The organism is Luteimonas sp. TWI382 (genome assembly GCF_039674545.1).
In the GTDB taxonomy this organism is placed as follows: domain Bacteria; phylum Pseudomonadota; class Gammaproteobacteria; order Xanthomonadales; family Xanthomonadaceae; genus Luteimonas.
On the sequence record NZ_JBDJNS010000030.1, the window covers coordinates 1 to 16,186 of the forward strand.

The 16,186-nt window shown below is 68.3% G+C and carries 12 protein-coding genes; 4 read left to right on the forward strand and 8 right to left on the reverse strand.

What is annotated here, in order from left to right; translation table 11 throughout:
• The 8 genes from ABE505_RS15035 to gmk form a co-directional block, all read right to left on the reverse strand.
• Positions 1-2,187, reverse strand: a 2,187-nt coding sequence (locus ABE505_RS15035) for an ESPR-type extended signal peptide-containing protein (protein ID WP_346446282.1), incomplete at its 3' end; no start/stop codon positions are given.
• 217 nt (positions 2,188-2,404) lie between these two features.
• Positions 2,405-3,064, reverse strand: a complete 660-nt coding sequence (locus ABE505_RS15040) for a response regulator (RefSeq protein WP_346445306.1) — start codon at positions 3,062-3,064, stop codon at positions 2,405-2,407.
• A gap of 139 nt (positions 3,065-3,203) precedes the next feature.
• Complete coding sequence (gene recG / locus ABE505_RS15045) at positions 3,204-5,297, reverse strand: ATP-dependent DNA helicase RecG (RefSeq protein ID WP_346445307.1); 2,094 nt, start codon at positions 5,295-5,297, stop codon at positions 3,204-3,206.
• Between the two features lie 19 nt (positions 5,298-5,316).
• Positions 5,317-5,700, reverse strand: a complete 384-nt coding sequence (locus ABE505_RS15050; RefSeq protein WP_346445308.1) for a RidA family protein — start codon at positions 5,698-5,700, stop codon at positions 5,317-5,319.
• A 71-nt stretch (positions 5,701-5,771) separates the two neighbouring features.
• Positions 5,772-7,943, reverse strand: coding sequence for a bifunctional (p)ppGpp synthetase/guanosine-3',5'-bis(diphosphate) 3'-pyrophosphohydrolase (locus tag ABE505_RS15055; RefSeq protein WP_346445309.1), 2,172 nt, complete (start codon positions 7,941-7,943; stop codon positions 5,772-5,774).
• 165 nt (positions 7,944-8,108) lie between these two features.
• Positions 8,109-8,411: a DNA-directed RNA polymerase subunit omega gene (gene rpoZ, locus ABE505_RS15060; protein WP_047135361.1), complete on the reverse strand. Its 303-nt coding sequence runs from the start codon at positions 8,409-8,411 to the stop codon at positions 8,109-8,111.
• Positions 8,412-8,895: 484 nt separating this feature from the next.
• Positions 8,896-9,717: a hypothetical protein gene (locus ABE505_RS15065; RefSeq protein ID WP_346445310.1), complete on the reverse strand. Its 822-nt coding sequence runs from the start codon at positions 9,715-9,717 to the stop codon at positions 8,896-8,898.
• A 119-nt stretch (positions 9,718-9,836) separates the two neighbouring features.
• Positions 9,837-10,454: a guanylate kinase gene (gmk, locus tag ABE505_RS15070; protein WP_346445336.1), complete on the reverse strand. Its 618-nt coding sequence runs from the start codon at positions 10,452-10,454 to the stop codon at positions 9,837-9,839.
• 249 nt (positions 10,455-10,703) lie between these two features.
• Here gmk and ABE505_RS15075 point away from each other — a divergent pair, with 249 nt between their 5' ends.
• The 4 genes from ABE505_RS15075 (at position 10,704) to ABE505_RS15090 (ending at position 16,144) form a co-directional block, all read left to right on the forward strand.
• The gene (locus tag ABE505_RS15075) at positions 10,704-11,273 is read left to right on the forward strand and encodes an RNA polymerase sigma factor (protein ID WP_346445311.1); all 570 of its coding nucleotides are present in this window, start codon (positions 10,704-10,706) and stop codon (positions 11,271-11,273) included.
• On the forward strand, positions 11,263-12,255 hold the full coding sequence (locus tag ABE505_RS15080) for a FecR family protein (protein WP_346445312.1): 993 nt from the start codon (positions 11,263-11,265) through the stop codon (positions 12,253-12,255). The genes ABE505_RS15075 and ABE505_RS15080 overlap by 11 nt, the downstream gene beginning before the upstream one ends.
• A 102-nt stretch (positions 12,256-12,357) precedes the next feature.
• On the forward strand, positions 12,358-14,448 hold the full coding sequence (locus ABE505_RS15085) for a S9 family peptidase (RefSeq protein ID WP_346445313.1): 2,091 nt from the start codon (positions 12,358-12,360) through the stop codon (positions 14,446-14,448).
• 184 nt (positions 14,449-14,632) lie between these two features.
• On the forward strand, positions 14,633-16,144 hold the full coding sequence (locus ABE505_RS15090) for an amidase (protein ID WP_346445314.1): 1,512 nt from the start codon (positions 14,633-14,635) through the stop codon (positions 16,142-16,144).
• The last annotated feature ends 42 nt before the right edge of the window (positions 16,145-16,186 follow it).

A 16,186-nucleotide genomic window follows, 5' to 3' on the forward strand; every position in this document is an offset into this window, starting at 1 on the left:
ATCGGCCGCCACGCCTGCCGCGACATTGCCGATCGCCGTGCCACCGGTCCCGGCCAGCGTCACCCGGCTGTAGTCCGGATTGCCGTCGGCATCGGTGTCGTAGCGCACCGCAGTCGCCCCCAGGTCGCCGACATCGACGACCAGATCGTCGAATGCACCATCCACCGCGTCGAATGCATCGCCGACATTGGTGTAGTTGCCGCCACGGATCACGTAGGTCGGTGCGGAGATCGTGCCGTCGGCATTGACGCCCGCGCCACCCCCCAGATGGTCGGCCACCGAGCCGGCCACCCCGAACAGCTGCGCCCCGTTGATCGCCTCGGTGCTCGTCGCGCTGACCTCGCCTGCCGCGACGTTGCCGATCGCCGTGCCACCGGTCCCGGCCAGCGTCACCCGGCTGTAGTCCGGATTGCCGTCGGCATCGGTGTCGTAGCGCACCGCCAGCGCACCGAGATCGCCGACCTCGCCGGCGACTTCGCTCAGCTGGCTCATATTGACCGCGTCGGTCGCATCGACACCCGCGGCCACCCCGCTGAGCCGACGCGCATCGCCGTCGACATTCGCAAAGCTCACCTCGTCGCCGCCCGTCTGCCCGCCGACCGTCATCACCAGCGTGCCCGGATCCTGCCGCACCAGACCCTCGGTGCCGTCGAGCAGATTGTTGATCGTCGTGGTGTTGCTTGCCGTGCGCCCGTCGAGGTTGTCCAGCGCCGAGCCCACATCGCCGAAGTCGGTCGTCGTGCCGGTGTCGCTGCCGTCGTCGAGCGTGTACACCGGGCCGGTCACCGCACCGGTCGTCGGGTCGATCCCCGCGCCGCCGCCCAGCGCCGCGACCACCGGCGACAGCTGGCCGACATTGACCGCCTCATCGGCCGCTACGCCTGCCGCGACGTTGCCGATCGCCGTGCCGCCGGTCCCGGCCAGTGTGATCCGGCCGAAGTTGGGCGCGCCGGTGCCATCGTCGTCGTAGCGGACCGCAAACTCGCCGACGCCATCGACTTCGGCCAGTGCGCCCTGCAACTGGGCGACGTTGACCGCATCGGTGGCCGCGCTGCCCGCCGCGACATTGGTCAGCTGCCGGGCCGCGGTCGCTGTGCCGATCGACACTTCGCCGGCCGAGTTCTGCGCAATCGCCAGCCCCGGCGCGCTGTAGCCTGTCTGCGCGCCGCGCACAGTGACCGAGTCGGCGCCCAGCGCGACACTGTTGGCGTGCACCGAGTTGGCGTTCGCACCAAGGATGGTCTGCCGGTCCGCCGTGCCCGACGCGTTGTGGCCGATGACCACCGCATTGCCGAGCCGTGCGGCGTAGTTGCCGTCCGGACCGCCCGTCCAGCCCAGATCGGCTGCCGAGACCGCCGGCAGCGTGTGGCTGGCATTGGTACCCATGACCACCGTATTGGAACCGTTCGCGCCGGCACCGTCACCGATGATGATCTGGTAATCCTGCGCGGGCAACGTGTCCCAGGTGTAGGTGCCGAGCACGCCGGGGATGCACACGCCGATGCCGGCGACCAACTCACAATCCGGATCGTTGTTCTGGCCGGCGTAGTTGCCGACCGGCACGTTGATGTAGCTGCCCGAACTGGCGCGGCCGATGATCGTGGTGTGGTCGGCCGGACGGTTGCCGTTGAGGTCGAGGACATCCGGGATCACCAACAGATCGGTGCCGAACAGGGACACCGACTGGAACGCATAGCTGAAATTCTCGCGCGCGATGGACAGGCATTCGTCGGGCAGCAGCGTGCCATTGCCCAGCAGTCCGCAGGCGCGGTACTGGTTGGAGACCGGCAGCAGGAAATTGGTCAGGTGCTGCACCAGCCCAGGCAACGTGCCGCCGGTCAGACCACCTGGATCGATCACACCCATCGGAGACACGCCACCGGCGACGGCCCGCGTCTGGCCGATCGTCGCGACATTCGACCAGACCGGCAACGCGCCGCCCGCCAACACGCGCTCGTTCTCGTCGAGATGGCGCTCGACGAGCTCGGCGATCCGCTCCGCGTCTGTCGACGACGACGCGTCGGTCCGCTCCTGGGCATCCGCGGCCGCGATCGCCGGAACACAGGCGATCGCCAGGACGACGGCCCGCACACGGCGTCCGTCGCGGACGCGCCGATCGGCCAACTCGGAGGCGACGACATAGGCACCGAGCGCACGGTTCCAGATCCTGCAAAAGACCTTGTTCATCCCGCTTCCCCTCTTGTTCGTGAGGGATCAAGGGAACAGCGCCGGTCAGCGATTGGGAATCAGACGATTCTCAAAAGCGCGCGCCTCTGGACGCACTGCACGGCGCCAAGCATCGATCGCGTCTTCGCGTCGAGTCGATGACGGTGATTTCCGCAGGCAAGCGCATGCATCCAGCGTCGCCGATTGGCGCGCCGGCCTCGGCCCGCATCGCTTCTGCTCAGCGGGCCAAGCCGCTGGACAGCGCATAGGCGTAGAGCTGGCTGTGGTTGTCGAGACCGAGCTTGCGCATCGCATCGCTCTTTTGTCTGCTGACAGTCTTGACGCTGCGCGAGAACGACAGCGCGATCTCACTGACCGATTTGCCGCTCGCGAACAGGCGCACAACCTCCGCCTCCTGCCGCGACAACGGTGCACACTGTCCACTGCCCGCCGTGGCATCGAGCAGACGCTTGATCGTTCGACTGAGGTAGCGCCTGCCCTGCGCTGCGTGTCGGATCGCGGCCGGCAGTTCGTCAAGCGCGCCGGATTTGTCGACGATCGCGTGTACGCCCAGTTCGAGCATCGCGCGCAGGAGCGGCGGATTGCGAACTTCGCTAAATACCGCCACCCCGATGCCGGGAAAGCGCGTCCGCAACTGTCCGAGCAGACGAAGCCCGTCGCCGGCGCGGGCATCGCCCCCCGGCATCGAGAACTCCGTGACCACGACGTCGCAGTCCATCCGCGTCTGCAGCATCCACAACAACGTGTGGGCACCGGTCGCCTCGCCGGTCATCCTCATGCCCGAGTCCGGCGCCTGGACCACCGCGCGCATGCCGGCCAGCACGATCGGTCGCTCGTCGGCTGCATAGACCCGGATCGCTTCCTTCAACAGTGCCATTCCCTAGCCCCCATCTGCGACGCTGACACGCCGCATGCCCGGGACGGTACTGCGCACCGAAGTGGTGATCGAATGAAGATTGTCTATTCATGCAGCTGACTGGGCGAAAAAATGAGACAGCCATCGAAAAAAATGGGCGTCATGCTGCCGCGTAGCGCGCCGCGCCCCCGATCCAGCGCGCGACCAGCCGATCCGCGCACTGCGGATCGATCCGCAGCAATGCCTCCCCAAGGCGATGCACGAGCGGCAGCAGATCGGCGTCGCGCGCCAGATCGGCGAGACGGAACTCGGCCAAGCCGGTCTGGCGCGTGCCCAGCAGTTCGCCAGGCCCCCGCAAGGCCAGGTCCTTCTCGGCAATCACGAACCCATCGCCGGTCGTGCGCATCGTGTCGAGCCGTTCGCGTGCGGTGCGCGAGAGCGGCGGCTGATACAGCAGCACGCAGCTCGACGCCGCGCTGCCGCGCCCCACGCGCCCGCGCAACTGATGCAATTGCGCCAGCCCCAATCGCTCGGCGTTCTCGATCACCATCAGCGAGGCATTGGGCACATCCACACCCACCTCGATCACAGTGGTGGCGACCAGCAGATCGCTGTGACCGTCCTTGAACGCACGCATCGCGGCCTGCTTCTCCGCCGCCCGCAAACGACCGTGCACGAAGCCGATCCGCAGGCCCGGCAACGCCGCCGACAACTGCTCGAACGTCGTCTGCGCGGCCTGCGCCACGACCTCGTCGGATTCGTCGATCAGCGTGCAAACCCAGTACGCCTGCCGACCCTGGGCGCACGCGGCGCGCACGCGTTCGATCAGTTCGGCGCGTCGCCCGGCGCCGAGCACCACGGTCTGCACCGGCGTGCGCCCGGGCGGCAGCTCGTCGATCGCCGAAACATCGAGATCGGCGTACGCCGCCATCGCCAATGTGCGTGGAATCGGCGTGGCGGTCATCACCAGTTGATGCGGCACGCTGCCCGCCTGCGCCCCCTTGTCGCGCAGCGCCAGGCGCTGGTGCACGCCGAAGCGGTGCTGCTCGTCGACGATCGCCAGCGCCAGGTCGTGGAACTCGACCGCCTGCTGCATCAGCGCATGGGTGCCGACCACCAGTTGCGCGACGCCCGCGGCGATGTCGGCCGCGGCGGCCGCACGCGCACGCCCGGTGACCTTGCCGGCGAGCCAGGCGACGCGAACACCCAACGGCGCGAGCCAGGCAGACAGGTTGCGGAAATGCTGCTCGGCGAGCAATTCGGTCGGCGCCATCAGCGCCGCCTGGCGGCCCGAGTCGATCGCCGCCAGCGCGGCCAGCGCCGCGACGACAGTCTTGCCGCTGCCCACGTCGCCCTGCACCAGCCGCAGCATCGGACGCGGCCGTGCGAGATCGCGCACGATCTCGGCGTGGACGCGGCGCTGGGCACCGGTCAGCGCGAACGGCAGGCCGGCCTGCATCGCGGCCGCGAGCGGCCCGGGGCGCAACACCGGCGCACGATGCGCCTGCAACGCGATCCGCTGCCGCCGCAGGCTCAGGTGATGGGCGAGCATTTCCTCCAGCGCAAGCCGCCGCTGCGCCGGATGGCGTCCGGACAGCAGCGCGCCCAGATCCACATCCGGCGGCGGGCGATGCACGGTCAGCAGCGCCTCGCGCAAGGTCGGCAGCGCGAGTCCGGCGAGCAGGTCGGCCGGCACCAGTTCCAAGGCGTCGTCGTCGGGCAAGCGGTCGAGCGCATGCCCGATCATGCGGCGCAGCGTCGCCGGCCCGATGCCCTCGATGGCGGGATAGACCGGATCGAGCGCGTCTTCGACCACCGGCTCGGCGGCATCGCCGACGACACGGTAGCTGGGATGGACGATTTCCAGGCCGTGCTGCCCCGGCCGCGGCGTGCCGTAGACGCACAGCTGCGTGCCGACCGCGAACTGCGCCAGCTGGGCCGCGCGGAAATGGAAGAAGCGCAGCCCCAGCGTCGCCCCCGATCCGTCGCCGATCGCGACACGCAGCATCGGACGCCGGCGGAACGCGCGCTCCACCGCCTCGACCCGACCCTGCACCTGGGCCGGTACGCCGCCGCGCAGCGCGCGGATCGGCACGACCCGGGTCCGGTCTTCGTACTGGCGCGGCAGGTGCAGCCACAGGTCGCCGACCGTGGCCAGCCCGCGTGCAGCCAGCTTGTCGGCGACCTTCGGGCCGACGCCGGGCAGCGTCGAGACCGACGCGGCGCCGGCAGCGGCGAGCGCCGGCCTGTTCATCTGCGCGGCACGCCTGGGATCAGGCGAGCACCATCACCGCATCGACCTCGAAGCGCGCGCCCTTGGGCAGCGCCGGCACTTCGATCGTCGAGCGTGCGGGATACGGCGCGTCGAAGTAGTCGGCCATCACCGCATTGACCTGCGCGAACTCGCCCAGATCGGTGACGTACAGGCCCACGCGCACGATGTCGGCCATGCTGCCGCCGGCCGCTTCGGTCACGGCCTTGAGGTTGTCGAATGCGCGGCGTGCCTGCGCCGAGATGTCGCCCTCGACAATCTCCCCAGTCACCGGATCGAGCGGAATCTGCCCGGAGAAGTACACGGTGTCGCCGGCACGGACGGCCTGGGAGTACGGGCCGATCGCGGCGGGTGCGTCCTGGGTGCTGATGGGCGTGCGGGGCATGGCGGAACTCCGATGGATGATCCGGCCATTGTAGGGCGATGCCCGTGCGCGGTCGCCCGGACAGCCGCGGCCTACATGCGCTGCACGCCGTGGACGACCGGCAGGCGCCGGGTGCGGCGGATGACATCGGCCAGGTGCTTGCGATGCTTGACCTCGATCGAGAACCGGATCGCGGCGACCGTGCTGTCGCGCTCAAGGTACTCGACGCCGTCGATGTTGGAGTGCGCACGCGCGATCGCCGCGGCCACCTGTGCCAGCACGCCGGGATGGTTCTCGACCTCGATGCGCAGCGCGACGTTGTAGTCGCCGACGACCTCGCGGTCCCAGTCGATCGCGACCCAGCGCTCGGGCGACTTACGGAACTCGGCGACATTGGGGCAGTCCAGCCGATGCACGACGATGCCGCGTCCGGTGGTGTGGTAGCCCATGATGTCGTCGCCGGGGATCGGCATGCAGCAATTGGCGAACGCGATGACGCCGCGCTCGTCGCCGCGAATCCGGATCGTCTCGCCGGCCCGCGCCGCCGGCCGGTCGCCATCGGTATCGGCATCGTGCTGCGCCAGGGCCGACGCGACCTGCGCCGGCATCCAATTGCCCAGCGCGATGTCGGCCATCAGCTCCTCGAGCCGCGGATAGCGCGCCTCGGCCAGATAGGTGTCGAGCCGTTCCTGCGGCAGCCGGTCGAGCGAGGTGCCCAGGCCCTCCAGCGCGCGGTCGAGCATGCGATGGCCCAGTTGCACTGCGTCCTCGTGCTGCAGTTGCTTGAGCTGGGCACGGATCGCGGTCCGGGCCTTGCCGGTGGCCACGAACTCCAGCCATTGCGGCCGCGGCATCGACGACTTGGCGGTGACGATCTCCACCCGCTGGCCGCTCGCAAGCTGCGTGCGCAGTGGCACCAGCTTGCCGTCCACCCGCGCGGCGACCGCTTGGTTGCCGATGTCGGTGTGCACCGCGTAGGCGAAGTCGAGCGCAGTCGAGTTGCGCGGCAACGACATGATGTCGCCCTTGGGCGTGAACAGGTAGACCTCGTCGGGGAACAGGTCGACCTTGACGTTCTCCAGGAACTCCAGCGACGAGCCGGTCGTGCGCTGGGATTCCAGCAGGCCGGCAATCCACGAGTGCGCACGCGACTGAGCGCTGTTGGGCCCCTCGCCGCCGTGCTTGTAGGCCCAGTGCGCGGCGATGCCGCGCTCGGCGATCAGGTCCATCTCCTCGGTCCGGATCTGCACTTCGATCGGCGCGCCGTAAGGCCCGAATAGCACGGTGTGCAGCGACTGGTAGCCGTTGGCCTTCGGGATTGCGATGAAGTCGCGGAAGCGCCCATCGAGCGGCTTGAACACGGCGTGGGCGATGCCCAGCGCGTGGTAGCAATCGGCGGCGTTGCCGACGATGATCCGGTAGCCGAACACGTCCATGACCTGGGTGAACGTCTTTCCCTCGCCCTGCATCTTGTTGTAGATGCTCCAGGGCGATTTCACCCGCCCCACGAGCCGGTACTGCAGGCCTGCGCTGGTCAGGCGCTGCGCCAGTTGCGCTTCGATGCTCGCCAGCGCCTCGCGCCGCACCAGCGGCTGATTGCGGATGCGCTTCTCGAGCACTCTGTGGCGGATCGGATGCAGCGCATGGAACCCCAGATCCTGCAGTTCGGCCTTGATCCGGTTCATGCCCAGCCGCTGGGCGATCGGCGCGTAGACCTCCAGGGTTTCGCGCGCGATGCGCTCGCGCGAAGGACCGGGCTGCGCGCCGAGCGTGCGCATGTTGTGCAGGCGGTCGGCAAGCTTGATCAGGATCACGCGCAGGTCGCGCGCCATCGCCAGCATCATCTTGCGGAAGCTCTCGGCATCGGCTTCCTGCCGGCTGCTGAAGTTGAGCTTGTCGAGCTTGGTCACGCCATCGACGAGTTCGGCCACCGGCTCACCGAACTGTTCGGCGAGTTGATCGCGCGTGAGCGGCGTGTCCTCGATGGTGTCGTGCAGGATCGCCGCGACCAGCGTCTCGACGTCGACCTTCTGCTCGGCCAGCACTCGGGCCACCGCGACCGGATGGGTGATGTAGGGCTCGCCGGACTTGCGCATCTGCCCGGCATGCGCCGCCGCGCCCACCTCCCATGCACGCCGCAACAGCGCGCGCTGCTCATCGGGCAGATAAAGCGCGGCGCGGTCGAGGTCGCGGACGTAATCGGGCAGCGCGTCGTCGCCGGAAACGTCCGGCGTGACGAGGCTGGCGGGAGGGGCGGGCGTCATCCCGGAAGCCTACGGGCAAGGTCGACGTTTGTGAACCGGGCCGCGCCGCGGACAGGGCCAGCCACCACGCCCCGACAATGGGACGGCCAAAACGCAACGACCCCGCTCGAAAGCGGGGCCGTCGACACACCACTGCGCGACGCGGGACGCGTCAGCGCGGCACGATCACAGATCGTCGCCCTTGGCCATGTCCTCGTCGGCGACCACTTCAGCGGCCGCCCATTCCAGCGCCTCGCGCTCCTTGCGCTCGCGCTCGGACTTGTCGACCGCGTCGATGAACGGCTGGTCGATCCGGCGCGCGGCGATCTCGCGCAGCGCCAGGACGGTCGGCTTGTCGTCGTTCTCGCTGTTGTCGAGCTGGGCCTCGACGCCATTGGCGAGCTGACGCGCACGCTTGGCGGCCATCATGACCAGCTCGAAGCGGTTGTCGACGACTTCCAGGCAATCTTCTACGGTGATGCGGGCCATGCGGGCTCCCGGCGACCGGCGCGGGTCGCGCGAATTCGGGGAAAAGGGCCGAGCATGATACGGCCGGACGGCCCGCCGCGCAAGGCGCAGGAAAAATCATCCAAAGCTCCGCACCGAAGTAGGCGTCGCTAGCGATATGGGCGGCAAAGCAGCGCCCCTCAAGCCGGGAAGCTCCAGTGCGGGCTAAATTCTCTAAACCAAACGCCAGATAGAAACTAGAAAAATCAGACAGCAGATTCACGACGCAAATTAGAAAAACATTTAATCCCAAACCATGCGAAGCTCAGGCCCAACCTGCTACCAAAATGCCTTAGCGCCTAGTATCCGATCTATTATCGACATCAAAACCCCGCACAATACGAAACCAAAACCAAACGAAATAGCGGATACTCTCCACTCAGGCCTGCGCTTGAGAACAAAATTCAGCACCAAGCCTAGACCTATACCAAACGCCGCGAGCAAAAACCAAATCTGGATTCCCATATCAGTTCACCAGACAATTGGTTGGATGACTGAAAACCTGCGCACACGTAGCATCTGCCTGACTCAGGTTGTCCCATGCCGCGGCCACGAGCAGCAGCGACCCTGCACAAGCTAAACCAACCGTGCCCTTACAGGCAGCAAGACCTATTGCCAATGAAGCCACGAACGTAATCCCCGCATTTGACATGGACGCACACGCGGACCGCTGCTGAGCTTCAAATATTGCATACTCCATCGCATAACATTGCTGATAATCAAAACTGTTAATCTGATTGTCATAACTTCCCAAGTATCCCGTCATGTAGTTCGCCCCACCAAAAGGCGAAACAATAACGGGACGCATCGCCGTCACTACGACCGGATCCAAATCAATGGGCTTAGGCAATTCAGCATCCTGATCAGCACTAGAGCTCAGAACAGAAACTTCGCCGCCGCCATTTACATGGCACTCATCACTGTCCCAACAAATCGGATCTGTATCGCCCGGAAAAATATACGCTCCATACCCAGCAAACAGATGATTAGCGAGACCAACATCCAGCGCCTGAAGAAAACTCTGACGTCTCTCCGCATCTGGCTCCGCATACGGGAGCGCATCCCAAAACGAGAACTCAGCTAGAGTTGCGGCAGGATTTGCTACATAAACCTTGCGCGACAACCCATCGACCACGAAATTAATGCCATCGGATCGGCTAATCGAGAATCTCGAATTACTAGGATCAGCATGCACCGTGACCGATTCTAACACCTGAGCATGTACTGGCCCAGTAAAAATTACTAATGAAATCAAAGCAATAAATAGCGATGCAAGCGGTCTTGACACGACATCCTCCTTGATCTCAAGATAAATTTCGGCTGACCGTTTCCTACCACGGCGAAACAACCAGAGTCAAGAAATTAAGATCAAGCACTTGCGCCACACGATGCGCGCAAACGGGCCGATCAATGCCCCGACAGCAGCCTTGCGATGAGCCCGGCGTGGCGCTCGGCCTGGCGCTCGCGGCGCAGACGGCTGGCGCTGAAGATCGCGCACATCTCGTCGACCGCACGATCGAAGTCCTCGTTGACCACCAGGTAGTCGAACTCGTCGTAATGCGACATCTCCTCCTGCGCGGCCGCCAGGCGCTGGGCCATCACCGCCTCGCTGTCCTGGCCGCGCTTGCGCATCCGCTGGTCGAGCGCCTCGCGCGAGGGCGGCAGGATGAAGACGCTGACCGCCTCGGGCACCAGCGCCCGGACCTGCCGCGCGCCCTGCCAGTCGATCTCCAGCAGGACATCCTTGCCGGCGGCCAGTTGCGGTTCCACCGACTGCCGGGCGGTGCCCTTCCAGTCGCCGTGCACCAGCGCGTGCTCGAAGAACTCGCCCGCCTCGATCATCTGCTGGAAAGTGTCCTTGCCGACGAAATGGTAGTGCTCGGCGTGGCGCTCGCCCGGCCGTGGCGGGCGCGAGGTGAACGAGATCGACAGCGCAATGTCCGGATCGCGCGACAGGCAGGCGTTGACGATGCTCGACTTGCCGGCGCCCGATGGCGCCGCGACGATGAACAGCGTGCCGCGCATGGGCGCCGCGGCGATCTGGGGTGCGGGTTCGCGATGGGTCACGCCTGGCTCCGGCGCCCGGAAAGCCGCGCATCGTACCGCTTTACGTGCCGGCCCGTCGCGGTGCGCAGGCCAGGGCACACCTACCAGCGGCCGGCCCGGCATTGGAGCCGGAGTCGAACGAGGGGGCGGGTTCCTCCAATCGATTTTGCCCGGCGCATGGGATAGCGTCGGAGACGAACCGCGCGGGGAGCGCGGAACGGCGGCGCGATGGACACTGCATTGGAGACCTGGTTCCAGCGCGAGATCCTGCCTCACGAGGCCGCGCTCGTCCGCTTCCTGGCACGCAAATGGGTGCACCCCAACGAAGTGCAGGACATCCGGCACGACATCTACATCCGGGTCCTGCTGGCCGCCGAACGTCAGCGCCCGCACTCGCCCAAGGCATTCCTGTTCGACGTGGCGCGCAAGCTGCTGGTGGACCGCGTGCGCCGCGAGCGCATCGTGGCCTTCGACCTGTTGGCCGACGTGGACAGCCTGAATGTGCTGATCGACGAACTGTCGCCGGAGCGGCGCGCCGCCGGCCGCGAACAGATGCACCGCCTGTCGACCCTGTTCCGACGCCTGCCGCCACGCTGTCGTCAGGTCGTGTGGATGCGCCGGATCGAGGATCTTCCGCAGAAGGAGATCGCCCGCCGCTTGGGGATCGCCGAAGCGACCGTCGAAAAACACCTGATGCGCGGCATCGCCCTGCTGGCCGAGGCGCTGTACGGCAAGTCCGCCGACAGCCGCGACACCGACGACACGTGGACAAGGATGGCAACGCGTTATGGGCGATAGGGAACGCGACGAGCAGGCCGCGGCCGCCTGGCTGCTGCGGCAGGACAACGGCCCCTGGAGCGAGCGCGACGCCGCCGAGCTCGAGACCTGGCTGGCGCAGTCGGCGGGCCACCGCGCGGCCTACTACCGCTTCAAGGGCGCCTGGCAGGAAGTGGGCCGGCTGCAGGCGCTGCTGGGGCAAGCCGGCACCGCGCCGGAACCGGTGCGCGCCGCGGCGCCGCCCAACGTCGAGGTCCGCACACGGCGCCGGCGCCTGCCCGGTCTGGCGCTCGCGGCCAGCGTGGCCTGCGTCCTCGGCCTGGCCGCGCTGGTGCAGTTGTCCTGGTCGCGCGGGGACGTCTACGCCACCCGCATCGGCGCGCTGGAGGCCGTCGCGCTGCCGGACGGCTCGCGGCTCACGCTCAACACCGACAGCCGCCTGCGCGTCGACATGGCCGGCGACGACCGGCGCGTGCGCCTGCGCCAGGGCGAAGCCTTCTTCGAGGTGGCCAAGGATCCGACCCGGCCGTTCGTCGTCGAGGCAGGCGACACGCGGATCATCGCGGTGGGCACCGCGTTTTCGGTGCGGCGCGACGGCGACGACGTGCAGGTCGTGGTCACCGAGGGCCGCGTCCGGATCGAAACCGCAGGTGGTCCTGACGAGGTGCTGCAAGCCCCACTGTTGGAGGCGGGCATGGCGGCGCGCACACAGGGCGATGCGGTGCTGGTGCGCGCGCGCTCGCCGGTGGAGCTCGCCCAGGACCTGAGCTGGCGCACCGGTCAGTTGGTCTTCCGCGACACCCCGATGGCCGAAGCGATCGCAGAGTTCAATCGCTACAACGCCCGCAAGCTGGTCGTCGAGGATCCGGCGGTCGGCGCACTGCGCGTGGGCGGCATCTTCCGCGCCACCGAACTCGATGCGTTCGTCAGCCTGATCCAGCAAGGCTTCCCGGTCCAGGCCCGGACCGAAGACGACCGCATCGTGCTGACCGCGCGCCAGTGACGCGCAACACCGGCGCCTCGATGGCGCCCACTTACCGGAATGTCCGCGATCGTTCGACTTCCTAAGCTGGCGGCCCCGTTCCGGGCCCGAGACCGAGACCTCATGCCGAGATTCGAACCAGGCCGCGACGCGCACGCGACCCCGCGCGCGTCCGATGCCGAAGGGGGCCGCGCCGCCCTGCGCGCACGTCGGTCGCTGCGCGCGCTGGCGTTACGCGCATCGATCGGCATCTGCATCGCGATGGCCTGCGCGCTGCCGCTGCAGGCGCGCGACGGCGCGCCGTCCGCGGCGCAGGTCGTCGACCTCAAGGAGGTCAGCGATCCGCAGATCAGCCCTGACGGCAGCACCATCGCCTACACGGTGGAGACGCCGCGCCCGGCGGGTGCGTCGAACCTGCGCCGCATCTGGCGTGTGGCCAGCGATGGCCGCAGCGCATCGGTGGAACTCGCTGCGCCGGACGCCGCCGCCGACCGGATGCCGCGCTGGTCGCCCGACGGCACACGCCTGGGCTTTTTATCCACACGCGCCGCGCCGGACGTGGATACGACGGCACCACGAGCATCGAGCCAAGTCTGGGCCACGGCCGCAGACGGCGCGACGCCGCGCCCGCTGACCGCGTCGGCTGGCGACGTCACTGCGTTCTCGTGGTCGACCGACGGCACGCGCGTGGCCTATCTGGCGATCGACCCGCCCGCGCCCGAGCGCGCCGCCCGGCTCGCGCGCAAGGACGACGCAATCCAGGTCGGTCGCGATGCGCAGTTCACGCGGCTGTGGCTGACCGATGCGAACGGCCGCAATGCCCGGGCGCTGACCCCGCCAGACCTGCAGGTCCAGGACCTGGCCTGGTCGCCGGACGGCCGCACGTTCGCGCTGCGGGTCTCCGACGAGGTCGGGCTCGGGGCCATGTGGTACCGCTCGCGGGTCGTGCTGATATCGGCCGAGGACGGCGGCGTGCTGGGCACGGTCACCGCGCGCGCCTCCGGCGGGCCGTTGGCCTGGTCGCCCGACGGCACCCGGCTGCTGTACGGACAACTCGGCCCGCATGGGCACACCGCCACCCGGATGGTCTATGCCCCTGCCACCGACACCCACGTCGCGCTCGCGACGACCTGGCCCGGCACGCTGCGCACGCTGCAGTGGCGCGAGGACGGCACGCTGGTGGGGATCGGCCTGCGCGGCGTGCGGCCGCAACTGCTGGCGATCGCCCCAAGCGACGGCGAGGTCGTGGAGCTGGTCGAACTGCAGGGGCCAGTCCGCGGCCTGAGCCTGGCACGCAACGGCCGGGTCGCGCTCGCCCATGGCCGCGCGGACCATCCACCCGAGGTCGGCACCCTGTCGGAAGCCGACATGCTGGGCGGCGGGCACGTGACCTGGCTGACCAACACCAATCCGCAGGTGCGCGCCTGGCCGCTGGGCCAGGTCCGCGACCTCGTCTGGACAAGCTCACGCGACGGCCGGCAAATCCACGGCGTGCTCGTACTCCCGTCCGACTGGCGGCCCGGTACGCGCCTGCCGACGCTGGTACAGGCGCACGGCGGGCCGGCCGATGCCTGGCTGTCGGGCTGGTTGGGATCCTGGCACGACTGGGCGCAATCGCTGGCCATGCGCGGCTACGCAGTGCTGCTGCCCAATCCACGCGGCTCGTACGGGCAAGGCGACGCGTTCACTTCGCTGGCGCGCGGCGACTGGGGCGACGGTCCATTTCAGGACGTGCTCGACGGGCTGGACGCGATCCAGGAAGAGGGCATCGCCGACCCCGCGCGCGTGGCCATCGGCGGCTGGAGCTACGGCGGCTACCTGTCGGCCTGGGCGGTCGGCCACAGCGACCGCTTCCGCACGGCGATCGTCGGCGCGGCCGTCATCGATACCGCCGTGATGGCCCTGACCACCGACGTGCCCTACGAGTATCTGCCCGGCTACTTCGGCAACGTGCTCGAACAGCGCGCCCTCTACGACCGCAACTCGCCGATCCGCAGCGCCCAGCACGTTACGGTGCCGGTGCTGGTGCTGCACGGCGAGGACGACCGGCGCGTGCCGATCTCGCAGGGCGAGCAGTTCCATCGTGCGCTGCTGGTCAACGGCACGCCGGTGGAGATGGTGCGCTATCCGCGCGGGCCGCACTGGTTCGAGGCACGCGAGCACGAACGCGACGTGCTCGAGCGCGTACTGGACTGGCTCGACCGCCATCTCTAGCACCTCGATGGACCCCGCGCGTCGCACGCCTCACGGCGCCGCGATGCATCGACGCGCAGATCGATAGCCGGAAAGCGCGCCGTCGTTCGACTCCACTGGCAGCGGCCCCTTCCGGGCCGGGCACGGGGACGCACATGATCCAGGGGCGGCTTGCATGCCGGTGACACGGCGCACGGCATTGAAGATGGGGGCCGCCGCAGTGGCGGCGTATGCGGCCGGCGGCGCCGGCGCGGTGTTCGCACGGCCAAGCGATGATGTGCTGGATCTGTCCGCCGTGGACCTCGCAGCGGCGATCCGCAAGCGCAGCGTCTCGGCGCGCGACACGATGACCGCTTATCTCTCGCGACTGTCGGTGCTCAATCCACGCTTCAACGCCATCGTCTCGTCGGTCGATCCCGACCTGCTGCTGCGGCAGGCCGCGGCGCAGGACGAGGACGCGGCGAAGGGGCGCTTCCACGGGCCCTTGCACGGGTTTCCGCACGCGGTGAAGGACACCGCGCCGGTGCGCGGCATGCGCAGCACGCAAGGCTCGCCGCTGCTGCGCGACAACGTGCCCGCGGCCGACTCGCTGGTGGTGTCGCGGATGCGCAACGCCGGTGCGATCTTCACCGGCAAGACCAACGTGCCGGAGTTCGCGCTCGGCTCGCACAGCTACAACCCGGTGTTCGGCGTGACCCGCAACGCCTACGACCCGCGCAAGTCGGCCGGCGGCAGTTCCGGCGGCAGCGCCGTCGCGCTCGCGCTGCGGATGACGCCGCTGGGCGACGGCAGCGATTTCGGCGGCTCACTGCGCAATCCGGCGGGCTGGAACAACGTGTTCGGCTTCCGGCCGTCGTTCGGGCGTGTGCCCTCCGCACCATCCAGTGACGTCTTCAGCCAGACCTACGCCACCTCCGGACCGATGGCGCGCACCGTGGCCGACCTGGCGCTGATGCTCTCGGTCCAGGCCGGCGCCGATCCCCGTGCACCGTTTTCGCTCAAGGACGATCCGGCGATCTTCGCCCAGCCGCTGGCACGCGACTGGACCGGCCGGCGGATCGGCTGGCTGGGCGATCTGGGCGGCGCACTGCCGATGGAAGCCGGTCTGCTCGAGGCCTGCGAGCGCGCACTCTCGGCGTTCCAGGCCATCGGCATGCGCGTGGACCCGGCCACGCTCGAAGAGCCGGCCGAGGCGATGTGGCGCACCGCCGTGACGCTGCGTCACCTGTCGGTGGGTGACGACCTGCGCGCCTACGCCGCCGATCCGGCCAAACGCGCGATGATGAAGCCCGAGGCCCTGTGGGAGGTCGAGGGCTTCAAGCAACTCACGCCCGAGCGCATCGCCGATGCGCAAGCCGGACGCACGCGGATCTACGAAGCATTCCGCAAGGCGTTCGAGCAGTTCGATTTCCTGGTGCTGCCCACCGCACAGGTGTTCCCGTTCGATGTCGAGCAGCACTGGCCGCGCGAGATCGCCGGCACGCCGATGGACAGCTATCACCGCTGGATGGAGGTGACGTTGCCGGCGACGATGGCGGGCCTGCCGGCGCTGGCGGTACCGGCGGGCTTCGGTGGACCCGATGAGCTGCCGCTCGGCCTGCAGATCATCGGCCCGACGCATGCCGACCTGGCCGTACTGCAGGTGGCGCACGCCTACGAACAGGCATCGCCGTGGATCGCAACGCGACGTCCGCCCGCGTTGGGCACCGATGCCTGATGTCCATCGCCCGGCCGGGCGACAGAAGTCTGCACACAGATG